The sequence below is a fragment of the Mycobacterium sp. NGS61 genome, assembly GCF_059812325.1.
On sequence record NZ_JCALCL010000007.1, the window covers coordinates 44,522 to 67,191 of the forward strand.

The following is a 22,670-nucleotide window of genomic DNA, read 5'->3' on the forward strand; positions in this document are numbered from 1 at the left end:
CATGTAGCACGGCGTGCTACCCTATGGCACATGAGTGGTCAGCGCCAAGTCAGTCAGCGTGACCTCCGCATGCGATCGAAAGAAATCATGGATGCCGTCGAGCGGGGCGACTCTTTCGCGGTCACGCGGGACGGCCGTCAGATCGGCGAATTAATTCCCCTGCGTGGGCGGCGTCGCTTCGTCTCGCGCGCCGACTTTGCCCGGGGGTCGCAATTAGCGCCACTGATCGACATAACCGCCTTCCGCGCCGACCAAGACGCCGCGTTCGACCAGTCCACAATCGACCCGTATGAACGCTGATCCGACGCGGGGTCTGCTCGACACCAACATCCTGATCCTGCGCAACGCCATCGACCCGGACGAGCTGCCAGACGAAATGGCAATCAGCGCTGTCACTTTGGCTGAACTGTCCGCGGGCGTCCATCTGGTCGGCGGCAACACCGCGGACTCCGTCGAGGAACGCGCCCGCCGCGCGGCCGTGTTGCAACGCGCAGAGAACGAGTTTGACCCGATTGCATTCGAGACCGAGGCTGCTCGGGCATTCGGACGTATCAGCGCGTCGGTCCAAGCCCGTGGCCGAACTCCCAGACGGCGGATAGCCGACCTGATGATCGCGTCGACGGCCGCGGCCGCACAGTTGCCGCTGTACACCACCAACGCAACCGATTTCGACGGACTGGACGGTATTCTCCGCGTCGTCGCGGTACGACGTCCACCGTCGTGACGAGTCACCCAGCCGGCTCGCCTCCTGCTGGGCACCGCCACGACGGGTCACGGCCAAGGCGGGCGAGCAGCCTTGTCTGCACATCCGCGCCCTCGGCTATGTGAACCGGCGCATCGAACATGCCAGACTCGGTCAAGGTCCGCCAGGCGTGCGGTAGACCGGAGTGGAACAGTTCGCACCACCCGGGGTCGGACCGGACATCGGCCCCGACGGCGCGAGCGATGCAGTCCACCCGCATCATCCACTGATGAGGTATCCGGATCCGCTCAACTGCAAGGTGATGTCGACCGGGCAGCACAGCGCACCGTGCTGGTTGCTCACCTCGATCCGCAGGTCGACCAGTTGACGCGGCGGGTCGACCGTAGTGTCCAGGCGCTTGGCCGTTGCCTGTCCCCGGCCGATCATGGTGTCGCCGGCGTAGATAGATCCGATCAGTCGCATGGAGCGGCGCAGCACCCGACTGGTCGGGCCCGCCCACTCGGTCGCGATCCGGTCGGCGAATCCGGCCAGATGCATGGTGTTGACGAAGATCGTCGGGTGGCCTTGGCGCTTGGCGTATTCGGGGTCGAAATGCCCCGGGAAGAAATCCCAGGTAGCGCCCGCATTCATCACCACCCGTTCATAGCTGATCTCGTCGACAACCTCAGGCAGGTCGACAGGAACGCTCAGCGCATCCCAATCCAGTCGGTGGTCTCCGGTGTCCGAGATCATCCGGGGTCCCCGGTCGAATCGCTCGGATTGAAGCGGAACAAGGTATTCCGGTTCAACGCCACGACCGTGCCGTCATCACGCAGGAATGTATCCAGCGTCTGAATGAAATGTCCCACACCAAGTTTGGTGGTCTTCTCGGCAGACACCGAAACCACCTCCTCCACGATGGAGAGTCGGTCGCCCTCGACGATCGGGACCAAGAACTCGGCCTCGTTGGATGCGTTCACAAAAGTCCTGCCGGGCAGCGGAACCCGGATCGCGATTGCTGCCGTCGGCCGAACGCCATCGCCGGCCCACGGCAGTGGGATCACCCAACCCATCAGCAATCCCGGCGGCGCAAGGAGCCCGCCCCACACCTGCGTTGCGAACTCGCGGTTCCAGTAGGCCGGGTTGCCGTCGTGTACCAGGGCGGCGAAATGCTGGATTCTGGCACCGCTCACCACAGTTCCGGCAGTGCGGGGTTCGGTGCGGAAGCCCACCATCTTCAGCGCGTCCTCGTATGTTCCGAACGCGCATTTGTAACTGATGTCCTCGACCATTCTTCGCCAGAGTAGTTCAGGCTGATCTAGGTGGGAACATCCGGACACCACCCTCCTTTGACTCCGAGACGACAGTGGGTCGGGCATTGGGCGCGCGCGGACATGCTGGGCCTGCTGGGTCAGCTCAGGGCGTGACCGGTATCAGCCGACCAACTGCGGACTGGGCACCGAATCCCAGGTCAGTTCCCGGGAGGTGAAGTACCAGCCGCCGCGCTCGTAGCTGAGTTTGTCCCGGAACGCACCGGTGGCCTGCAGCGTGGTTTCGCCGCCCGCGGTGTGGAAAAGGATTGCCACACAATGCTGTGTCGCGTGGACGCCGTCGACGTGTAACTCGTGGTCGACGGTGACCAGACGTCGCCCGTCGCCGCCGTCGAACGCGGCACGCAGATCGTCGAACGACTCTCCGTCGCGCACATAGGTGGCACCGGAATGCCGGAACGTGGTGATCCACGCGTCGCGGTCCCCGTCGGCGTGGGCCCGGTTGTGCCGCGCGGTCAGATCCAGAATCGCGCCGCGACCGGTCGCGGCCTGCAGCATCTGCTGTTCCTGGTAGGTCAACGGCATGTTGGTTCGCCTTTCCTGCGGTGTGTATTCATCGGCTCACTGTGTATCCGTGGCTTTCCCGGTCCCACGCCCCCGCCGTCAAGCCCCGGGCCCGCAACACGTCCTTGCGGACGCGGCCGATGACGTTCTTGGGAAGTTCATCGACGGTATCGATGTACCTGGGCACACAGAAGTACGGCATGCGCGCGGCGCAGAAATCCAGCAGCTCCACGTAATCCATTGCCGCACCCGGCCTTAACATGACAACTGACAGGATGTCGTCCTCCCCCAGCGCACTGGGCACTGCCACGGCGGCGGCTTCCTGCACAGCCGGATGACTGGCCAGCACGGCCTCCACTTCCACCGAGGAGACGTTCTCACCGCGGCGACGCAGCGAGTCCTTCACGCGGTCCACGTACGTCAGGTTGCCGCCGTCGTCGAACCTGCCCAGGTCACCGGTGCGGAACCACTCCGGATGGGGGTCCACGAGCAATGCGTCGTCGCCAGGCCGCACGTAGCCCTGACTCATCACTTCGGCATACCGGGGCCGGCAACTGATCTCCCCCACCGATCCGGTCGGACATTCGACGCCGTCGGCATCGACGATGCGGACCTCGAAGTTCGGATTCGCGCACCCGGATGTCCCCGGAACACCCTCGTAGGCAACGCCGTTGACCGCAATCGGAAATGCCTCAGTCATGCCGTACATGGTGACGACCGCGCAGCCGTACCGCTTCTCGATCGACCGGTACGACACGGCATCGATGGGCGCCGCCGAGATGAACCGCAACGGCAACTGCGCGTCGCGCGGATCGGCGGGCAGGTTCTGCAGCATGGACACCATCGCGCCCGCACCGACGAACCCGACGGCATCGTGGGAGCGCACGTCGTCCCACACCTCGCCCGGATGAAAAGCTTCGGCCAGTACCGCGGTGCCGCCGACCAGCATCGGTGCCAGCACCACCGGCGCCGCGCTCAGGTGAAACAGCGGCATCGCGGTCCACAGGGTCTCCCCCGCCGCGAACTCCCAGGCCGACACTGCGGTCGCCGCCACCGTGAACAGGTAATGCCAGGACGTGGCAACAGCTTTCGACGGCCCGGTGGTGCCGGAGGTGAAGAACAGCGCGCCGAGGTCGCCGGCAGCGGCGGGCTTCGCGGGCACCGATACCTCGCGGTCCAGTGCCGCGGTGAGCGAATCGTCAAGCACCACAACATCAGTGCTCAGTTGCGCGGCGATCTCGTCGAGGCGGGTCCGTCGCTCGGCGTCGGTGACGATTACCTTGGCCTGCGACAACTTCAGGTTGTGCAGCAGAAAGTCGCCCTTGTTGGCGGCGTTGACCGCGGCACTCACTGCGCCGATCCGGGCCGCACCGAGCCAGAAGTAGATCCATTCCGGGCACGTCGCAGTGAACAGTGCGACGCAATCGCCCTGTCCCACACCGAGATCAGCCAGTAGAGCCGCCGCGGCAAGAGAACGCCGGCGTAGCTGGGCGAACGTGATGTCCAGACCGGCCACCGACATCATCACCCGGTCCGGGAACTGCTCGGCCCGACGATCGAGCACGGCAGGCACCGTGAACTCGTCGACACCGAAATCACCCGGGCCCGGAGACACCGGCGGGATCAGGCCGGAGCGGCGGCCGGGTCCGGCTCGCCGTCGGCGGTGTACCCGAAGTCTTTGGGCGACGGCGCGGCACCGGGGTAGAAGCGGTGCGCCCAGCGACGCAGGGCCGCATAGTCATGCGCCTCCTCCGGCGCGAGGTTCGGCTTCTCCAGGTACTTCATGTTCTCCCAGGTGAAGAAGTCCTGCTTGATCACTTCCTGTTGCAGCGCAAGGAATTTGGCGGCGCGACCGGTGGGCTTGTCGCCGCTGTCGCCGGGCTCCCGCAGCGAGGCCTGGGTATAGAAGTAATCGGTGTAGTCCTCGTCGACCGGCGTCTGGCCGGTGACCTGACAGGTCTGCACCAGGTCACTGGGGAAGCGCACGATGCCCAACCCGAGCGAGTAGTTGTCGTAGATGATCTTGGCGTCGACCGGCCCGTTCGGCGTCAGCCAGGTTTTAGCCCGGCCGCCGCCGAAGTGGGCCTTGACGGTGGCGTGCAGGTGATAACCGGACACCTCAAACGACGCGGTGTTGGCCGGGTTGGCCGCCTTGTGCACGTACTGGACGTGGTATGGGTCGGCCGCGTTCTCGATGATCATCTGCGCGTGCACCTTGACCCGGTTGACCATCCGGGTGTGGGGGTGCAGCGGGTAGTACTCGTCGGTCTCCAACTCCGGCAGCACCGGCGGCTGCCAATACGGCGCGCGGCCGTGGCGTTCGTGCCAGACCAGGATGAATCCGTACCACTCGGTCGTCGGGTAGGTGCGGATGCGGACGTTGTTCTTGCAACCGATCTTGCTGTACGGGATCAGGGCGTTGGTGCCGTCGCCGCGCCACTGCCAGCCGTGCCAGGGGCAGACGATGTGTTCGCCCTCGACCGTCCCGCCGACACCCATGTTGGCGCCGAGGTGCTGACAGTAGGCGTCCAGCACGTTCACCTTGCCGGACTTGGTGCGGAAGAGCACCAATTCCTCACCGAAGTAGTGCACCCGTTTGACTTCGCCGGCGGCCAGGTCAGAGGCGAACCCGACGATGAACCAACCCGTCGGAAAGCGATAGGTGGATAGCGCGATACCGGACGGCCCGAACTCCCGTTCCGAGGGATCTTCGGCCGCCGAGTCCGCGGCCAGGTCTGAAAATGTATCCGTCACGACTTCTCCGTTGCCCACGCTTCACCGCGGTTCGACGACCAATGTCTATTTTTACTATCTTAGACATTGAACGTCAACGCGGCCGCTCATCGGGTTCAGTCGATGAGCTTCAACGCCGCCCGCGGGCACTGGTCCACCGCCGCGCGCACATCGATCTCGCGGTCGGCGGGCACCGGACCGTCGGCGATCTGCACCACGTCCTCATCGCCCAACTCGAAGATGTCGGCGGCGAGCGATTCACAGAACCCGTTGGCCTCGCACATGTCCGGATCAACGATCACGCGCATCAGATGTCCCCTTACTTTGCCGTGACGCCGACCGGTCGGGTCCCGATCACCCCGCTGGCGGCAAGGTGCGCGAGTTCCTCCTCGGTCAGCCCGCACTGATCGCGCAGTACTTCTTCATTGTGCTCGCCCAACGTCGGCGGTGGGCGACTCAGCCAGTTTTGTTGACCGGCCAGCAGCGCGAACGGCGGCGTGGGATAGAGGCCGGGTCCGGTTCGCGGATGTTCCAGCGCCTCGAAGAAGCCGCGCTTCCGCAACTGAACGTTCTCGGTCACCGAGGACGGCGAGACGACCGGTGCCACCGGGACACCCGCACCCGCCAGCCGTTCCGCCACGCTGTCCCGCGGCTGGCCGGCGAACCAGTCCCGCAACCTGTCATCGATCTCGTCGGCCCGCGCACGTCGGTCCGCCGCGGTGGACAGTCCGTCGGCTGACCAGGCGGGCGCGCCCAGCACGTCGACCAAACCCGCCCAGTGCCGGTCGTCGCACACACTGACCGCGATCCACTCGTCGTCCGGCCCCGCACACCGATACAGGTTCTGCAGCACACCGCCGTGCCCACGGTTGCCCCGCCGGGTCAGGGTCTTGCCGAAAACTTCGTATTCGATCGGCTGAATTGCGGTGGTATTCAACACCGTTTCCACCATCGGCAGCTCGACCTGCTGTCCCGACCCGGTGCGTTCGGCGAAATGCAACGCTGCCAGCACCGCGAACGCGGCGTGCACACCGGCCAGTGGATCGCAGGCACCGCGCGGGGTCACCGGCGGGGTCTCCGGCAGACCGGTCACCCAGGCCAGGCCGGCGATCTGCTCCATGGTGGGCGCGAATCCGACTCGGTCCCGCCACGGACCGTCCAGCCCGAAAGCCGGCATCCGGGCGACGACGAGTTCAGGGTTCATCTCCAGCATGACGTCGGCGGTGAGGCCGAAGTTCTCCATCACCCGCGGCGAGAAATTCTCGATCACCACATCAGCCTGGGCAACCAGCCGGGTGAACAGCCGCCGACCCTCCGCCGACCCCAAATCCAGTGTGACGGACCGCTTGTTGGTGTTCATCGCATGGAACACCCAGCCGTATTCCCACCAATCGTCGACATCGGTACGCATGCCGCCCGAGTACCGGATGCCGTCGGGACGCTGGATCGACTCCACCTTGACGACGTCGGCGCCGAATGCGGCGAGCAGGTGGGTGGCGGCCGGGCCGGCCCAGAAGGCGGTGAGGTCGACGATGCGGACACCCTGCAACGGCAGCCCGGCTTCGGGCGACACTGGTCCGGATTCCCTTTGTTGCCATGCCGATTGACCGTTCCCGTCCCCGAGTCCGGGCGACGTGCGCGGCGGTGCCGGAGCACAGCGCGACATCAGCCACGGTGGCCGCGGCTGGTGGAAACCGGCGGGATTCGCGACGAACACGCCCCGTTCGGTCATGTAGTCCATGTCCCGGACGGTGGCGCCGTTGCCCAGCGGGGCGATCGGCAGCCGGAAGAGCTGGCCGAGTTCGACGATCTCGGCGACGGTGCGCTGCGCCATCCACGGCCCGATCGCTTCGTAGATCATGTCGCGGTACTCCCAGCGACCGATCTGGAAGCGCAGCTGCGGAATGTCTTCGAACTGCGGGCATTCGACCATTGCGGTGAAGTCGAGCCACTGTTGCCCGGTGACCATGGTGATGCCGACGTAGCCGTCCTTGGCGGCAAGGATGGAGGGCACCTCGAGGGTGCGCCGGATCGGCGGCACCCGAAGCAGTTGGGAATGCAGCCATTCGCTGCTCTGCATCGCCGTGATCGCTTCGAGCATGGACAGGTCCAGGTGCTCCCCCGGTCCGCCGTGCTCGACGCGGCGACGCACGGCCAGCACTCCGAATGCCGCATACACACCGCCCATGTACTCCCCGAGCTCACCGCCGATCGAGATGGGCGGACCGGCCGGATCGCCGCGGAAGCCCGTGCACCCCGACCACGCCTGCAGGGTGAACTCGGTGGCAGCGCGATCGGCGAACGGGCCGCTCCAACCGAAATCGGAGATGGTCACGACGACCGCCTGCGGGGATCGTGCCAGCAGCCGCTGCGGGTCGATCCCCAGCGCGGCCGCCCGGGCGCGTCCGGTGGCCACCACGACGACGTCTGCGCCGGCGAGTTCGGCGCGGAAGCGCTCGGAATCGGCCGACACGGCCAGGCTGCTCTTGCCGGCATTGAGGTAACTGAACAACGGGCCGGTTGCGCCGTCCGGCACCGGCGAGCAAGTCGCGGAATAGCGCCGCAGCGGATCCCCTTGCGGCGGTTCGACTTTGCGAACCACCGCACCGGCGTCCACCAGCAGCTTCCCGCAATAGCTGCCGGCCAGGCGGTCACTGATCTCGACGACTCGCAGATCGTCGAGCGGCGTCGGCCGGTTATCGGCCCCGTGACTCACGCGGCTATTTATACCATTACTGCTAAAATAGCTAAGCCAGACGAGTTCGCGGGGTCAGCAACCGTGTACTCTCTCCTGCTGCAGGTTGCGAGGAACCGGATGACCGCTCTGGGTATTGGGCCCGACGCCCGCCGCCGGCTGTCCGCGCCGCGGATCGCCGAGATCGTCGCCGACGAGTTGCGCCGCCAGATCATCGACGGTGAGCTCGCCGATGGCGACCTGCTGCCACGCCAGGAAGTGCTCGTCGATCAGTTCAAGGTCAGCCTGGTCTCGCTGCGCGAAGCGCTACGGATCCTGGAGACCGAGGGACTGGTCTCGGTGCGGCGCGGAAACCGGGGCGGCGCGGTCGTGCACGCACCGGCCAAGACCAGCGCCGCCTACATGTTGGGACTGTTGCTGCAGAGTGAGAACGTCGTCGTCAGCGATCTGGGCGCCGCGTTGCAGGAACTCGAGCCCGCCTGTGCGGCGCTGGCGGCCCAGCGGCCCGACCGGGCCGACACCCTGGTGCCCGAACTCAAGCAGGTCAACGACGAGATGGCGGAAAACCTGGAAGACGGGCGGCTCTTCACCGAGATCGGCCGCAAATTTCACAACCTCATCGTGCGGGGTTGCGGCAACCACACCATCATCGCGGTGGTGGGCAGCCTGGAGACGCTGTGGTCCAGCCACGAACAGCAATGGGCCGACGAAAGTTCGGCCAGCGGCACCTACCCGTCGCCGACCAGGCGCCGGGCCGCGCTGAACACCCACATCAAGCTGACCGAGACGATCGCCGAGGGCGACGTGGACCGGGCACGCCGTATCGCCGGTCGGCACCTCGCCGACACCCAGACCTACGTCTTGTCCGGCCGCGCCGAACAGCGGATCTATGCGTTGTCGCCGCAAGCGTTGTCCCGGCCGCGGGACCTCCGGCGCCCTTGACCACTCGACGAACCGCTCTGGTCACCGGCGGTAGCGGTGGCATTGGAAAAGCGTGCGCCGCCAAGCTTTGTCAGCTCGACTATGACGTCGTGGTGCTGGCGCGGCGCGAAGGCCCGCTGCGTGCGGCGGCCGCCGAGGTCGGTGCCCGCGCCATCGTCGCCGACGCGGCTGACCCGGATGAGTTCGCCGCCGCGCTGAGCCCACTCGAACGCATCGACCTCGTCGTCCATGCGGCCGGCGCGCTGGGTGGAACGTACGCGCGCAAGCAGACTTTCGAGCAGTGGCGCACCATCATCTCGGCCAATCTCGACTCGTGCTTCGTGCTGACCTCCGCGGTACTGCCGCGGATGCGGCCCGGGTCGCGGCTGATCTTCATTTCGTCCTCGGCCTCGCACGAACCGATGATGGGCCGCACCGCATATTCCGCGTCCAAGGCCGGCATGAACGCGTTCGCGCGGGCCTTGGCGCTGGAGGTCGACCGCGACGGTATCGCGGTGCACCTGGTGACGCCGGGTCCGGTGGAAACCGAGATGCTGCAAGATGTTCCGTTCGAGATGTACGCGATCCAGGTGTCCGACATCGCCGAGACGGTCGCCTGGCTGGACACCGTCGACCCCTCGGTGGACCTGCCGGAAATCCGGCTCAGCGCCGTGCAGCGCGGGCCGTACGCCCGCGCCCCGGTGGTGCCTACCGAAGCCCGCCGGCGAGCAAAGGCCCAGAGAACCTCCTGATCACCGATTCACCGAACTCAGCCAGTGACTGCGGGGCGGCGAAATCGGCGAACCACACGTAGAAGCGTTCGACCCGTTGCGCGGCCAGCGCGGCGAAGTGGGCGGTCAGCTCGTCGGCGTCGCCGCACACCAACCCGGGGCTGAGGTGGCCGAAGCGTCGGGTGCTGACCTCGCGGACCTGCTCGGGATCGATGCCCGAGCGGACGAAGCCCACCATCTGCTGGACCGATATCCGTGCCGAGCCGGTGGCGTCGGACAGCCGGGCCAGCCGGTCGAGGTGATTTGCCTGCAGGTTCCACCAATCCGCGTGTTCAGCAACGAGTTTCATCATCCGCGGGCCGCTGCCACCCAGGACCAGCGGTATCGGGTACGTAGGCCGGGGATGCTGGTCCCGGGCCCAGTACTGCTTGATCAGTCCCAGGTGTCGCCCGAGCTGCTCGACCCGGGCAACCGGATCCTGCTGACCGACATCGAATTTGGTGAACTCCGCAGGCCAGGATCCGGACCCGAGGCCCAGTTCGAATCGGCCCTCCGACGCCTCGGACAGGGTGACGGCCTGTTTGGCGAGCACCGCCGGATGCCGGAAAGCGTCACACAGCACCAGATGACCGACCCGCAACCGTTGCGTCTTCGCGGCGACCCAGCCGGCGACGCCCATTGCCTCCCAGATGTTTTCACCCGGCTGCCCGGGCGCCTCGAGATGATCGATGAAAGCGATCCCATCGAACCCGCCGGCCTCGGCATGCTTCGCCCGGTCCACGATGTCGGCCACCGGTAGCCGAACCTGCGGCAGAAACAGGTACCACTCGACCATCCGACCACCTCACCATGTCCGTTTGCGCGTGGGTCGCTAGTTTACTATTTTTATTATGTTAGGGGTCTTATGGATGTTGGTCTGACGTCGGAGCAGTTGTCGCTGCGCGACACCGTGCGCGCCATCCTGCGCACCGAGTGCCCGCCCGATGCCGCCCGACAGGCCCTCGATGACCCCGAACGGTGGCGTGTCCTGTGGAAGACGGTCGTCGACCTCGGCTGGACCGAACTGGCAGCGCGTGACTCCGACGGTGAATTCGGTCCGGTCGAGCTCGCGGTGGTCCTCGAGGAGTGCGGCGCGGCGCTCGCGCCCGTGCCGCTGCTGTGCGGGGTCGGGCTGGCCGCAGGGGTTTTGCGTGCCGCGGGTCCCGCAGTCGACGAGATGCTGGCGCAGATCACCTCCGGGGTAGTCGCGACCCTGGCCGTGCACTCCCCCGGTGTGCGGCTACCGGGCGCACCGATGACATTTCAGGACGGCCGCGTGCACGGACGGGCGGTCGCGATACCGCACGGTTCCCGCGCGGAGTTGATCGTCACACTGGCGATCTCCGACGACGGGCCGGTCGCTGCCGTGGTGCGCGCCGGTGAGGGGGTGACCATCCGGGCCGGCGAGTCCACCGATCCCGCCCAACCCGTCGCCGACGCCGATATCGACGCGGCACCGGCGGCCGTCGCACCCGTCGACAGCATCGAATCCGCCCTGGCCGCACCGTTGGTCGCGGTCGCCGCCGACCTGATCGGGGTAGCGGGCGCAGCCCTGCAGCGGTCCATCGAGCACGCCAGGACGCGGCGGCAGTTCGGCACCCCGATCGGCGCGTTCCAGGGCATCAAGCACGCGCTCGCCGACAACTACGTCAGCCTCGAGCGCGCCCGCAGCCTCACCTACGCCGCCGCCGGGTCGTGCTCCTGGACCGCGGCGGCCATGGCCAAAGCGGCGGCCGCGGATGCCGCCGCCCAGTGCGCGCGCACAGCGGTCCAGGTGCACGGCGCGCTGGGTCAGACCTGGGAACACGACGCCCACTTGTTCGTCCGGCACGCCTGGCAGAACGCGTCGCTGCTGGGTGACAGCCGCGCGCTGTACACCGAGGTGGGCCGGCGTCTGGCCGGAGGCGCGCCATGACGGTGGTCGACGAATTCGGTGCGTGGCTGACCGATTTTCTGCCCGGCGACTATCACGACCGCTATCGGGAGTACCGCTGGGACATAGCGCTGCGGCGCGACTATCAACGGGCCGCCTTCGAGGCCGGCTGGATACAACCCACCTGGCCGCGCGAGCACGGCGGGCGCTCACTGAGCCTGCGCGACGCCATGGAGATCCGCATCGAGGCGGCACTGCGCAGTGCGCCCAAGCTACCCAACATCGCCGGGCCCAACGTTGCGGCGGCGGGCATCCGCCAGTTCGGCACGCCCGAACAGATCGAGCGCCTGCTGGTTCCCGCGTTGCGCGGCGACGAATGGTGGGCCCTGGGCATGTCCGAACCGGAGGCCGGGTCCGATTTCGCCGGTTTGCGCACCCGTGCCGTGCGCGAGGGCGAGGTGTTCCGGGTCAACGGCCACAAGATCTGGACCACCCAGGCCCACCTGTCGCGGTGGTGCACCCTGTATGCCCGCACCGACCCGGACGCGCCGAAGCACCGCGGCATCTCCTGCCTGATCCTCGACCTGGAGTCACCGGGGGTGCGGATCGAGACCATCCGGATGGCCTCGATCTCCGACGAGACGTTCTGCGAGGTCTTCCTCGACGACGTCGAGGTGCCGGCAGCCAACCTGCTGGGTCCGTGCAACGGCGGCTGGAATGTCGCGCTGGCGTCGTTACACCATGAGCGGCAGATGATCTGGATCATGAACTGGGTCGAGATCAAACGCGGGCTGGCCTCCATCGGCGACAACCCGGACGTCCACACCGAACTGGGCAGGTTGCACGCCGACGCCGAGGCGCTGCGGGCCACCGGCTACCGCGCCCTGGCCAACGAACTCGCCGGGCGGCCCAGCCCGGAGGCCGACACCATGAAGCTCCTCGGATCGCTGACGCTGCAACGGGTCTGGGAGTTGAGCGCAGCCGCGGCCGGCCCGGCTTCGAGCTCGGACCCGGACCTGCTGTTCGAACGCCAGGATGCGCTGGCCGCCACCATCTACGGTGGGACCTCCGAGGTCCAACGCAACATCATCGCCGAGCGGGTGCTCGGGCTGCCGAAGGGATGACCACGATGGACTACGATCTCGGTGACGACGCCGGTGAGCTGCGAAACCGGTTGCGCCAGTTGATAGCCGACCACATTCCGGAAGATTTTCTCGGCGCCTGCACCGACGATCCGGACGACCTGGCGACCACCGAGTCGTTCTGCAAGCTGTTGGCGTCCGAAGGGTTGCTGGCGCTGGCGTGGCCGAAAGAACATGGCGGCGGTGGCGGTTCGATCTGGCAGCAGACCGTGCTGCGTGAAGAGATGTGGGCCAACTACGAGCCGCGTGGACCGCAGTACATGGGCATCAACTGGGTCGGTCCGGCGATCATGCGGCACGGGACGGCCGAGCAGAAGGCAAAACACCTGTCCGGCATCGCATCCGGTGAGGTGATCTGGTGTCAGGGATTCTCCGAGCCGGAAGCCGGGACCGACCTCGCCTCACTGCGCACCCGCGCCGTGCCGGACGGCACCGGTTGGCGCATCGACGGGCAGAAGGTGTGGACCTCCTACGCCCGGATGGCGTCGTGGTGCGTGCTGGCGGCCTGCACCCACCCGGATGCGCCGAAACCCAAGCGCCTCAGCCTGTTTCTGATTCCGATGGACCGCGAAGGGTTCACCGTGCGTGGCATCCCGTCGATGCTCGGGCCGCATCACCTCAACGAGGTGTTCCTGGACGGGGTGCCGGCATCCGACGACGACATCCTGGGTGAGCCCGGTGACGGCTGGCGGGTGATGCGCGAGGCGCTGGCGTTCGAACGCGTCGGCATCGCGCGCTACGCCCGCTGCGAGGCCCTGCTGGACCGCATGCAGACCGCACTGGGCGATGACTGGGACCGGTTACCGGAATCGATCCGCAGCCGATGGGTGCGGGCGCTCGTCGATCTGCGGGTGGCCAGGCTGATGGCTTACCGCGCGGTGTCGCTGCAGGACGATCCGCAGGCCGGCGCCGCGGCCAGCGCCGCCCGCATCGCCACCACCACCTGCGATCAACTGGTCGCCGAGCTGCTCTTCGATGTGCTGGGACCCACGGCGCTGGACAGCGGCGCCACCGCCGCACTGCACGGCGCGGTCGACGACCATTGGCGCTATGCGCAGGCCGCCACCGTCGCCTCGGGCACCATCGAAGTCCAGCGCATGATGGTGGCCCGCGACGTGTTGGGAGAGCGCCGGTGAATACCGAACTGCCGCAGGATATCGCCGATTTCGCAGCGGTCGCCGCCAAGCGGCTGACCCGGTTGGGGGGGCCGCAGGCGGCACTGCGCGCCGAAACCGACGACACCGTCCGCCATGCGGCGCGCGACGCTCTGGCCGAACTCGGTGCATTCGACCTCGACGTGCGGTCGGGGACCGACGACCTGCTGGCTGCCGCGGTGTTGTGCCAGGTCGCCGGGGCGGTGGCATTGCCTTACCCGCTCGTCGAGGAACTGCTGGCGATCGACGGCGCCCGGCTGGCGCTGGTCGACCCCGCGGCTGCGCGCATCGACCACGGCGATCTGGCGGGCACCTGGATCGCCGCCGATCTGGACGGCAACAGCTACCACGCCCGGCCGGGAACCCGCGCGGGTGCCAAGCTCGGCCCCTTCCTGGTGCCGGCGACCTTGAGCGCGTGCGAGGGACCCGGCGAAACCGTGCCGGCCGCCGACGTTAACCTTCATCTCGTGCTGGGATCATGGCGGATTCTGGGGGCGATGCAGCGGGCGCTGGACATCGTCACCGAGCATGTGCAGGCCCGGGTGCAGTTCGGCAAGCCGTTGGCGGACTTCCAGTCGGTCCGATTCGCCGTCGCGGATGCATCGGTCGGGGTGCGCGGACTGCACGAGCTGACCAAGTACACCATCTGCCGACCGGAATCGGTTGCCATACGGACTCTTTCGGCGGACGCTCTGGTACTGCGGCTCAAGGCCGCCGAAACCGCACGGCAGGTGTTGCGCGCTGCGCACCAACTGCTCGGGGCGCTGGGATTCTGTGACGAATCCGACGTCAGCGTGCTCGACCGGCATACCCAACCGCTGATCCGGTTGCCCGCGGGGCCGGAGGCGCTGAGCCTGCGGCTGATCGCCGATGTGCGCGAGGGACACTTCGAAACGCTGTTCAGCGAGCGGGCCTCGGCATGACCACCCAGCCCGCACCGTCGGATGCGCCCATCAACCCGTTCGCCGACGGCGTCCCCTTCAGCGCCAAGCTCCAGCAATTGGCCGAGCAGCAGCACGATGACCCGGCGGTGACGGTGGTCGCGCTGGACGGCAGCGCGGAAACGCTGACCTTCGGCGAACTCGACGCCCGCGCCAACCAATGGGGACGTGCACTGGCCGCCCGCGGTGCCGGGACCGGTTCCTTTGTCGCCATTGCCATTCCGAACTCGGTGCACCTGGTGCTGGCCACGCTGGGCTGCTGGAAGATCGGCGCCGTTCCGATCCCGATGCATTGGGATCTGCCCGAATGGGAACGTAACCGGGTCCGCGAAGTGATCGACCCGGTTGTCGTGGTCGACGACACCAGCCGGTGGGAACTCGACGCAGTGGCCGCGGCCGAATCCCAAAGCCCGCTGCCCACAGCCGTTTCCCCCACCGCGAACGGGATCTGCAGCAGCGGGTCCACCGGAGTGCCGAAGGTCATCCTCAACCTGGCGCCGTCGCTGTGGATTCCGCAGCAGGGAGAGCCGTTCCTGTCGAACTGGACACCGGTGGCCAAGCCGCAGCGGATCATGGTTCCGGCTCCCATGTATCACACCAACGGATTCGCGACCTTTCTGATGCTGCTGGGCGGCGACCGCCTGGTGATCCTCGAAAAGTTCGACGCGCCACTGTTTGTGGACACCATCGAGCGTTACCGGATCACCAATTTCACCGCCACCCCGACCATGCTGGCGCGGGTGGCAGCGCTGCCCGACATCCGGCAGCGCGACCTGTCCAGCGTCGTGTTCATCCTGCAAGGCGCCGCGGTCATGCCGCCGGCACTGTTGCGCACCTGGTTCGAATTGCTGAGCCCCGAGCAGATCATCACCGCCTACGGCATGACTGAGAATCTTGGACTCACGGCGCTACGCGGCGACGAGTGGCTGACGCACCCGGGCAGCGTGGGACGTGGTTTCCGCGACACCGAAATCCGGATTCTCGGCGCCGACAAGAAGCCGCTGGGACCGGGCGAGGAAGGCGACATCTACCTGCGGGCGGCGATGAGCGCGGGATACCGCTACCTGGGCGGCGCACCACCGCTGCCGTCCACCGACGACGGCTTCCGCTCCGCCGGCGACATCGGCCGTCTCGACGAGGACGGTTTCCTGTACATCACCGACCGGCGCGCCGACATGATCGTCAGCGGTGGGGCCAACGTCTTCCCGGCGGAAGTGGAATCCGCCCTCTCCGGGCACCCCGACATCGCCGACGTCGTCGTCATCGGTCTGTCCGACGCGCAGTGGGGCCGCCGGGTGCACGCCGTCGTACAGGTATCGGCCCATGCCGGCGAGCCGCTGACCGAGCAGCAGGTGATCGATTACGCCAAGAGCCGTCTGGCCCCCTACAAGGTCCCCAAGACCGTCGAGTTCGTCGACGAGATGCCCCGCACCGCGGCGACGAAGGTGAATCGCTCGGCGCTGATCGCGGCGCGCGAGGGCGGTGACGCCGGTGTTCCGGTGAACCACACTGCCACTGACAGCGGCTAGGTGAAGGCCCGAGTGTCCAGGTAGAGCGGAAAGAACGTCTCCCACATGACCAGGCAGGCCAGGAACCACGCGATCGGCGTGTTCAGTTGGAGCGAGCCGTATGACGAGATGATCGGACGGCCGCGTCCGGCATGGGCTCTGGCGTCCACGAACACCCACGCCGCCATGGCGACGATGATCACGAGCAACTCGACGAGTGTTACGACCACGGCTTTCACGGCACCCCCTGTTCATTCCACGGCGTCCTGATGGCTATATCAGAGCGCCGCACCTCAGGCGCGGCATTGAATCCCCCCGGGCTCAGCCGCGCGACATCCGATCACTGCGTTTGGTATCGGCGAATCCGTCGGCGATAGACGCGGCCAGCTCGAGAAACGCCTGGCGGGTCCGGTTGGCCATCAGGTCCAGCACCACCTCGGACCCCTGTGCCAGGTGGTCGTCGAACGGGATGACATGGACCGACCGGATACGCGTCAGAAACTGGGCGGCCAGCTTGTCCAGATCCACCGACGCTTTGCCGGGGCGTGCGGCGCTGATCACCACCGTGGCGTTGGGGACCAGATGCCCCCGACCGTGATGCTCCAGCCAATCCAGGGTTGCGAACGCGCTGCGGGCGGCGTCGATGGCGGGCGAGGCGACCAACACGATCGCGTCGGCTTCGTCGAGGACGGCCGACATCGCCGAATGCACCAGGCCGGTGCCGCAGTCGGTCAGGATCAGGTTGTAGAACCGCTGCAGCAGCCGAATCACCACGCGGTAGTCGGCGTCGGAGAACGCTTCCGAAGTCGCCGGATCACGCTCGGAGGCAAGGATTTCCAGCCGGCTCGTGCTCTGCGACGTGTGTCTGCGAATGTCGGAATACCGAAAGATGTTGTCGTCCAACAACAGGTCCCGCACTGTGGACCTACTCTGATCAGGCCCGCGCTGTGCCAGGGTGCCGAAGTCAGGGTTGGCGTCGACGGCGATGACGCGGTCGCCGCGGATGGCAGCGAAAGTGGACCCCAATCCGACGGTCGTCGTGGTCTTGCCGACACCGCCCTTCATCGACAACACCGCGATGCTGTAGTCGCCGCGCACCGGTTGACTCACCCGCGCCACCAGCTTCTGGCGCGTGTTCTCCAGTTCGGATTCGCCGGGGTTGAGACCGGTGAAGCGGTGCACCACCCTGCGCCAGCCGCGCTGCGGCAACGGCCGGGCGCGGCGCACCAGTCCGAGATCGGTGTGCGACGGGATGCGCGGGTCGGGAACGCCCGGCTGCGGAACCGGTGCGCTGGGGGCGGCGCGGGTGAACGGTGTCGCGACCGGCGGGGATGCCGGCGGCTGCAGCCTGGGGTCCGCGGAGGGTTGGGCCGGCTGTCGGGCGACGGCGGGCGGCGGTGCGGCCACCGGCGGCGGCACCGGCCGCCTGGGTAGCGGGGCCGGACGCACCGGCGGTGCCACCGGCGGCTCTGCGCCCGCAGCGGGCCGACGCGGCGGACCCGGGCGCACCCGCGGCTGGGGCGGCAACCGGAAGACGGCCGTGCTCTGCGCCATCGGGCCGGGACGCGGCGGCGCTGGATCCGGCGCGGCCTCAGGCTCTGAGTGCGCCTTCGGTTCCGGTTCCGACAACTCAGTTTTCGACGACTCCGGTTCCGACGGCTCCGGTTCCGACGACTCCGGCTCCGACACTTCCGGTTCTGCCGGCGGCGCGGGCGGCAAAGTCATCACCTTGGTGCCTGCCGACATCGGTCCCGGCGGCGCCTCGTCGACGTCCGATCCGTCGGATTCCTCCGCCAGCTTGGCCTGAATTGCTTGTACGGGGATGGGATTGGTGTCCGCGTCGCTGCTGCGCTTGAACCCGGTCCTGGGTGCGTCGGATTGGCTCACTATCGCGTTCTCGAAGTCAGCTGGCCGGTGGACATGCCCAACACATTTCCCAGCGCAGCGCGCATGTCGCCGAGCTCGATGCGCATCAGTTCGGTCTCGTCGAGATCTTCGACGCTGACGTCCGGGCGCTCGCTGAGCCGGTACTCCCGCTCCTCCTCGGCCGCTTCGATCACGTTGCGGACGAACCGCCCGTTGCCCACCAGATCGACATCGCGGCGCAACTGCCCGGAGTCGTCGGCCGATTGACTGTCGTAGAGCACCGTGCAGGCGGTCACCAGTTCCTCGTAAGCAGGTTTGGTGAGCTCAGAGTCGCGGGTCTTGGCGATCAGCCGGCCGATGTCGCCCAGCTCGGTCGGGGTGTAGGAATTGAACCGGATCCGTTTGGTGAACCGCGAGGCCATCCCCTCGTTGGAGGCCAAGAAGCGGTCGATCTCTGCGTCGTAGCCGGCGATGATCACCACTAGCCGGTCGCGGTCGTTCTCCATCCGCGCCAACAGCGTGTCGACCGCCTCCCGGCCGAAGGCGTCGCCGCCGGCCAGCCCGGTCTGGATCAGCGTGTAGGCCTCGTCGATGAACAGCACGCCGTCCATCGCGGTGTCGATCAGCGCCGACGTCTTGATCGCCGTACTGCCCAGATGTTCTCCGACGAAATCGGCGCGCTTGGCTTCGACCACGGCGGGCGTCTTGAGCAGTCCCAATCCGCAGTAAACCTGGGCCACCACGCGAGCGATCGTGGTCTTGCCGGTTCCGGGTGGTCCGGTGAAGGCCAGGTGCAGGCTGCGCGCAGCCGCGTTGAGGCCCTTGCCTTCGCGGACCTTGGCCAGCTTGGCGGCCGACCGCAGCTTGGCCACCTGCAGCTTGACGTCGGTCAAACCGATCTGCCGGTCCAGCTCCTGCTGCGCCGCGCGCAGGTACTCGTTGCTGCGCTCGTTCATGCTCTCGACGTCGACTTCCCGGGCACTGCGGGCGGTGCCGGGATCCCACTTGTCCGTGCGGGAGTCGATGTCGTCTTTGCTGGTGATGATGAGCCGGAATTTGGGATCGTGCAGCGCCGACGCGTTGGCTTCGAATCCCGGCTCTTCGCTGTAGATCCGCTCGAAGATGACCCGGGCTTCGGCCTCCTTGCCCATCTCGCGCAGCGTGAGGCCCTTGCAGAATTCGGCGGCCCGGCCGGCAGCCGGAATCGGACCGTCGATCGCCTGGTCGAGGCGCCGGATGCCTTCACCGAACAAGCCCATCTGCGCGCACGCCGAACCGACCATCAGGTGTGCTCCAGCCGCGATGTAGTCGTCGCTGAACGAGGACGAATTAGCCAGTGCGGCAAGCACATCGGGCCAGCGCTGGGTGGTGAAGTGCAGCACGGCCCGCACGTAGGCGCAGATCTCGGCGGAATCGGCGTCGCCGTCGGGCATGGATCGTCGCATGGTGTCCAGCTCGTCGAGCACCCGCTCGGCCTCGTCGTAGTCCTTGCCGGCGATCATGCTGGCTGCGTAGCCCAGCCACACCTCGGTGAGCGTGCTCAGCGTGTAGTCCAGGTACAACCCGGTCTGGAAGCGGCCGGCCAGCGCGTGCCGGGGCAGCCCGAGGCGACGCTGCTCGCGGTACAGGTTGTCCTTGCTGGTGCGCCAGAGGTTGTAGATCACCTCGCTGCTGGTGTCACCGGCGGCGGCACGTCCCAACCACGCGTCGCTCATCTGCGGATCGTGCTCGGTGGCACGTTTGAACGCCAGGGCCGCGTACTGCACATCGCGGTCGACTTCCAGTCCGTTGACGGGAATGCCCAACGACAACACACCGGCGTCGAAGACGCGCTGGGCATCCCTGGTGCCAGGCATCTGCTTGATGTCCTTACTACTAGCGACTACGAGCTAGGCGAAAGTCGCGCGAATGAGACCGCTGCCGGTGGTGCGGATGACGGACCGCACAAATAAGCACAAAACGTCCTTTCCCCCACACCTGGCGATAGGAAGTTATTGTACCGATCTGACGGGTTTCAATATCGCGCCTAATGTGAGGACACGTGCCCCCGGAACATCCGCAACAGCGAGCGCAACCGGTTCGGTCTCGCACCGGCACCATCGCTGTCGTCACGACCGAACGCGGGCTCCCGACGGCGCTCAAGATCGACCGCAGTGAACTGGCCAGACCGCCGCAGGAGTTGGCCGGCGAGATCCTGGCGTTGTGCCAGCTGTCGGCACTGCGGTCTCAGGTGGCCTACCGACGCAGCCTGGTGGACAAGGGCTTCACCCCCTCGGTACTGCGCGAGATCGGTCTGCCGACCGAGGACGACCTGGCGCGCGCCGAGCTCGAGCTGTTCGGCGACGAGGACGACGACAACCCGACGACCTGGCTGAGGCCGGTATGACCAGCCTGGCCCAATCGGTGATCGCGCGGGCCATCAAGCAGCGCGACCTGTTGCAGTCGATGACCGAGCAGTCCAAGACGATTTCGGCGCGGGTGACCAGTCGCGACCGCGCGGTAAGCGCTGAAGTCAACGGCCTCGGCAGCCTGACCGGATTGTGGCTGGGACCCCCCGCCAGCCGGTTGGATCCCGATGCGCTGGCTTCACTCATCGTCGAGACCGCGCAGGCTGCAGCCAAGGTGGCCATGGAACGCTACAGCTTCTTGTTCAAGGAGTTCAGCACCCGCATGGACGAGCTGCAAAAGGCCCCGCTGGTGCGCAGTGACGGCACCGTCGTCGAATCGGATTAGCCCCTTTTCCTGCGCTTATTGCACACGTGTGAATCGCGGGCGTGACGAGAGTCTGCTTAAAATTCGTGCGGTTTATAGCTGACCCGGGTGCTTATCGTGAAACGACCAGCGCTGGCGGACCGGGGACAGCGGGAAATGGGGGAAGAGATGCCGACGCCATTCGAGATGCAGCCCGAGTTCATGGCAGTTCTCACCGACGCTCAGCAGGCCGCGAGCGCGGCGATCACCACGGCGTTCGGCGCCGTCACGCCCGCACAGATGAGTTCGTTCTCGATGGCGCTGGGCCCGATCGCAGTGGCGAACATGATCCCGGCAATGTTCGAGTCGACGGCGAACAACGTCGCCAGCGGCATGATGACCGCCGCCAAGCACGGATTGCTGGGCGCGGCGACGCACATTTCGCACGCCGCTCAGTCGAACGTCGACGGCACCGTCGAAGCCTAGGCGGCGCGCATGGGCACCACCGACCCGGCGCCGCCCGGCCAGGTCGATCCCGCGGACTTCGACCATCTGCCGGTGGTCAACCAGCTGGAGAACGACCTGCAGGCCTGGCTCAACCGTCCGGTGCAGGACATTCTGCATCAGTTCAATCTGGGTCAGCTCCCGCCCGGCGGCCCGCAGTTCCCCGACGAGGCGATCCCTGCTGACCTCACCGCAGCTCCCGGCGGCATGGGTAACAACTTTGCCGGCGGGCTGCTCAAACCCGTCACCGACATGCTCGGCACCCTGGGCCCGGGCCTGTTCCAGGGCCTGAATCCCACGCAGATGTTCGGCGGGATCAGCCAGGCCTTTCAACAGGCCGCCGGCGGGGTGCAGCAGGCGCTGGGCCAGATGATGGGCGGTGCCGGCGGCCAGGGCTGGTCCGGCGCCGGAGCCGGCGCCGCAGCCGCGAAGACCGGAGAAACCCTCGCCAACGGGGCGGCCGTTGCCGCGCAGGGCACTGCGCTGGGCGGCGAATACAGCGCCGCCGCCGCCAACGTCGCGCAAGGGCAAGCGCGCCTGCTGGAAATCCTGCAGCAGTGCCAGCACGAGCTCGAGGCACTCTCGGCCGGGTTGCCGTGGACCGCGCCGAACATGGTCGAGTCAGGTGCGCGAGCTAGCGCGCTGGCCACCGAAGCCATCACTGAGCTGGAGAGCACGCTGACCAGCCAGGCGGCCGCCACCACCGCGACCGGTGCTCCCGTCGCCGTCGCCCAGGGCCCGCAAATGGCGATGGGGATGCTCGCCCCGATGTTGTCGGTGGGGATGAGCATGATCGGTCCGGCGATGCAGATGGGCATGATGCCGCTGACGATCGGGATGCAGGCGGGCACTCAAGCGCTGCAGGCCGGGATGCAGGCCGGCACCGGGCTGGCCTCCAGCCTGGGGCAGGCAGCCCAAGGCACCGGTGGCGCTCCGGCTGCATCAGCGCTGGGGCACACCGGCCGGATGGTCGGTGCTCACCCCGGCGGTGGCGGCCACGGTGGCGGCGGCGTCGGCGCCACGAGCCCGGCCCGGGCCACGCCGTCTTCGCCCATGGTGCAGAACGACAACACCAACACCGCGGCCATGGCGCGCTCGCTGTCCGCCCGGCCGACCGCCGGCGCGGCCGGAGTGGGCGCCGCAGGCATGATGGCCCCCGGTGCTGCCGGCTACGGCGCCCAGGGGGGTAAGGCAGGCGCGGGCGGCAGCCACACCTCGGCCGCGTTCCTGCACACGACGGATCAGGGTGGAGAGATCGTTGGCGATCTCGGCACCGCCAGCCCTGCCGTGATCGGCGATCCGACCGCCCACCTCGACGACGACCCCGACATCAAACTTCGGATTTAGGAGCACAG

Annotated in this window: 23 protein-coding genes and 2 pseudogenes; 14 read left to right on the forward strand and 11 right to left on the reverse strand. The window is 67.2% G+C overall.

The window, feature by feature from the left end; all coding sequences use genetic code 11:
• Positions 1-30 precede the first annotated feature (30 nt).
• Both AC5Y3Z_RS15955 and AC5Y3Z_RS15960 read left to right on the forward strand, forming a co-directional pair.
• Positions 31-300, forward strand: coding sequence for a type II toxin-antitoxin system Phd/YefM family antitoxin (locus tag AC5Y3Z_RS15955; protein ID WP_463826473.1), 270 nt, complete (start codon positions 31-33; stop codon positions 298-300).
• Positions 290-724 (forward strand): type II toxin-antitoxin system VapC family toxin, encoded by a 435-nt coding sequence (locus tag AC5Y3Z_RS15960; protein WP_463826474.1) that lies wholly within the window; start codon positions 290-292, stop codon positions 722-724. Before AC5Y3Z_RS15955 ends, AC5Y3Z_RS15960 begins: the two co-directional genes overlap by 11 nt.
• Positions 725-961: 237 nt before the next feature.
• Here the strand turns inward: AC5Y3Z_RS15960 and AC5Y3Z_RS15965 are convergent, their stop codons facing one another.
• The 7 genes from AC5Y3Z_RS15965 to AC5Y3Z_RS15995 all read right to left on the reverse strand — a co-directional run bounded on the left by AC5Y3Z_RS15965 (position 962) and on the right by AC5Y3Z_RS15995 (position 7,978).
• On the reverse strand, positions 962-1,435 hold the full coding sequence (locus AC5Y3Z_RS15965; RefSeq protein WP_463826475.1) for a MaoC/PaaZ C-terminal domain-containing protein: 474 nt from the start codon (positions 1,433-1,435) through the stop codon (positions 962-964).
• A complete protein-coding gene (locus tag AC5Y3Z_RS15970) occupies positions 1,432-1,974 on the reverse strand; it encodes an FAS1-like dehydratase domain-containing protein (protein WP_463826476.1) in 543 nt (180 codons plus the stop codon). Before AC5Y3Z_RS15970 ends, AC5Y3Z_RS15965 begins: the two co-directional genes overlap by 4 nt.
• A gap of 141 nt (positions 1,975-2,115) precedes the next feature.
• Entirely contained in the window at positions 2,116-2,538 is a 423-nt protein-coding gene (locus AC5Y3Z_RS15975; RefSeq protein ID WP_463826477.1) for a nuclear transport factor 2 family protein, read from the reverse strand.
• Between the two features lie 28 nt (positions 2,539-2,566).
• Positions 2,567-4,132 (reverse strand): AMP-binding protein, encoded by a 1,566-nt coding sequence (locus AC5Y3Z_RS15980; RefSeq protein ID WP_463826478.1) that lies wholly within the window; start codon positions 4,130-4,132, stop codon positions 2,567-2,569.
• Between the two features lie 8 nt (positions 4,133-4,140).
• Positions 4,141-5,271: an aromatic ring-hydroxylating oxygenase subunit alpha gene (locus tag AC5Y3Z_RS15985; protein ID WP_463826479.1), complete on the reverse strand. Its 1,131-nt coding sequence runs from the start codon at positions 5,269-5,271 to the stop codon at positions 4,141-4,143.
• Between the two features lie 95 nt (positions 5,272-5,366).
• Positions 5,367-5,558, reverse strand: coding sequence for a ferredoxin (locus AC5Y3Z_RS15990; RefSeq protein ID WP_463826480.1), 192 nt, complete (start codon positions 5,556-5,558; stop codon positions 5,367-5,369).
• An 11-nt stretch (positions 5,559-5,569) separates the two neighbouring features.
• Positions 5,570-7,978 carry a CaiB/BaiF CoA-transferase family protein gene (locus AC5Y3Z_RS15995; protein ID WP_463826795.1) on the reverse strand — a complete coding sequence of 803 codons (2,409 nt, stop codon included), beginning with the start codon at positions 7,976-7,978 and terminating at the stop codon, positions 5,570-5,572.
• Positions 7,979-8,065: 87 nt separating this feature from the next.
• Here AC5Y3Z_RS15995 and AC5Y3Z_RS16000 point away from each other — a divergent pair, with 87 nt between their 5' ends.
• Positions 8,066-8,887 carry a FadR/GntR family transcriptional regulator gene (locus AC5Y3Z_RS16000; protein WP_463826481.1) on the forward strand — a complete coding sequence of 274 codons (822 nt, stop codon included), beginning with the start codon at positions 8,066-8,068 and terminating at the stop codon, positions 8,885-8,887.
• Positions 8,884-9,618 (forward strand): SDR family oxidoreductase, encoded by a 735-nt coding sequence (locus AC5Y3Z_RS16005; protein WP_463826482.1) that lies wholly within the window; start codon positions 8,884-8,886, stop codon positions 9,616-9,618. The genes AC5Y3Z_RS16000 and AC5Y3Z_RS16005 overlap by 4 nt, the downstream gene beginning before the upstream one ends.
• Here AC5Y3Z_RS16005 and AC5Y3Z_RS16010 read toward each other — a convergent pair.
• Positions 9,575-10,432: an LLM class flavin-dependent oxidoreductase gene (locus AC5Y3Z_RS16010; protein WP_463826483.1), complete on the reverse strand. Its 858-nt coding sequence runs from the start codon at positions 10,430-10,432 to the stop codon at positions 9,575-9,577. The two genes, AC5Y3Z_RS16005 and AC5Y3Z_RS16010, sit on opposite strands and share 44 nt — an antisense overlap.
• Positions 10,433-10,501: 69 nt before the next feature.
• Here AC5Y3Z_RS16010 and AC5Y3Z_RS16015 point away from each other — a divergent pair, with 69 nt between their 5' ends.
• From AC5Y3Z_RS16015 to AC5Y3Z_RS16040, 6 genes and pseudogenes are all read left to right on the forward strand, one after another.
• Entirely contained in the window at positions 10,502-11,551 is a 1,050-nt protein-coding gene (locus AC5Y3Z_RS16015; RefSeq protein ID WP_463826484.1) for an acyl-CoA dehydrogenase family protein, read from the forward strand.
• A pseudogene (locus tag AC5Y3Z_RS16020) lies at positions 11,548-12,168 on the forward strand (acyl-CoA dehydrogenase family protein); the annotation flags it as partial. The gene AC5Y3Z_RS16015 and the pseudogene AC5Y3Z_RS16020, both read left to right, overlap by 4 nt.
• Positions 12,169-12,225: 57 nt before the next feature.
• Positions 12,226-12,633 (forward strand): annotated as a pseudogene (locus AC5Y3Z_RS16025) (acyl-CoA dehydrogenase family protein); the annotation flags it as partial.
• Positions 12,630-13,787, forward strand: coding sequence for an acyl-CoA dehydrogenase family protein (locus AC5Y3Z_RS16030; protein ID WP_463826486.1), 1,158 nt, complete (start codon positions 12,630-12,632; stop codon positions 13,785-13,787). The pseudogene AC5Y3Z_RS16025 and the gene AC5Y3Z_RS16030, both read left to right, overlap by 4 nt.
• Entirely contained in the window at positions 13,784-14,728 is a 945-nt protein-coding gene (locus AC5Y3Z_RS16035; protein ID WP_463826487.1) for an acyl-CoA dehydrogenase family protein, read from the forward strand. Before AC5Y3Z_RS16030 ends, AC5Y3Z_RS16035 begins: the two co-directional genes overlap by 4 nt.
• Positions 14,725-16,275 (forward strand): class I adenylate-forming enzyme family protein, encoded by a 1,551-nt coding sequence (locus tag AC5Y3Z_RS16040; RefSeq protein WP_463826488.1) that lies wholly within the window; start codon positions 14,725-14,727, stop codon positions 16,273-16,275. The genes AC5Y3Z_RS16035 and AC5Y3Z_RS16040 overlap by 4 nt, the downstream gene beginning before the upstream one ends.
• On the opposite strand, the gene AC5Y3Z_RS16045 is transcribed toward AC5Y3Z_RS16040, so the two are convergent.
• The 3 genes from AC5Y3Z_RS16045 to eccA all read right to left on the reverse strand — a co-directional run bounded on the left by AC5Y3Z_RS16045 (position 16,272) and on the right by eccA (position 19,976).
• Positions 16,272-16,493, reverse strand: coding sequence for a hypothetical protein (locus AC5Y3Z_RS16045; protein ID WP_463826489.1), 222 nt, complete (start codon positions 16,491-16,493; stop codon positions 16,272-16,274). The two genes, AC5Y3Z_RS16040 and AC5Y3Z_RS16045, sit on opposite strands and share 4 nt — an antisense overlap.
• Before the next feature lie 82 nt (positions 16,494-16,575).
• Entirely contained in the window at positions 16,576-18,000 is a 1,425-nt protein-coding gene (locus tag AC5Y3Z_RS16050) for a MinD/ParA family ATP-binding protein (RefSeq protein WP_463826796.1), read from the reverse strand.
• A 140-nt stretch (positions 18,001-18,140) separates the two neighbouring features.
• Positions 18,141-19,976, reverse strand: coding sequence for a type VII secretion AAA-ATPase EccA (gene eccA, locus AC5Y3Z_RS16055; protein ID WP_463826490.1), 1,836 nt, complete (start codon positions 19,974-19,976; stop codon positions 18,141-18,143).
• Positions 19,977-20,161: 185 nt separating this feature from the next.
• Between eccA and AC5Y3Z_RS16060 the strand changes: the two genes are divergently transcribed.
• The 4 genes from AC5Y3Z_RS16060 to AC5Y3Z_RS16075 all read left to right on the forward strand — a co-directional run bounded on the left by AC5Y3Z_RS16060 (position 20,162) and on the right by AC5Y3Z_RS16075 (position 22,662).
• On the forward strand, positions 20,162-20,506 hold the full coding sequence (locus tag AC5Y3Z_RS16060) for a hypothetical protein (protein ID WP_463826491.1): 345 nt from the start codon (positions 20,162-20,164) through the stop codon (positions 20,504-20,506).
• Positions 20,503-20,853: a YbaB/EbfC family nucleoid-associated protein gene (locus AC5Y3Z_RS16065; protein ID WP_463826492.1), complete on the forward strand. Its 351-nt coding sequence runs from the start codon at positions 20,503-20,505 to the stop codon at positions 20,851-20,853. Before AC5Y3Z_RS16060 ends, AC5Y3Z_RS16065 begins: the two co-directional genes overlap by 4 nt.
• Before the next feature lie 96 nt (positions 20,854-20,949).
• Positions 20,950-21,297, forward strand: coding sequence for a hypothetical protein (locus AC5Y3Z_RS16070; protein WP_463826493.1), 348 nt, complete (start codon positions 20,950-20,952; stop codon positions 21,295-21,297).
• Positions 21,298-21,306: 9 nt separating this feature from the next.
• Entirely contained in the window at positions 21,307-22,662 is a 1,356-nt protein-coding gene (locus AC5Y3Z_RS16075) for a hypothetical protein (protein ID WP_463826494.1), read from the forward strand.
• The last annotated feature ends 8 nt before the right edge of the window (positions 22,663-22,670 follow it).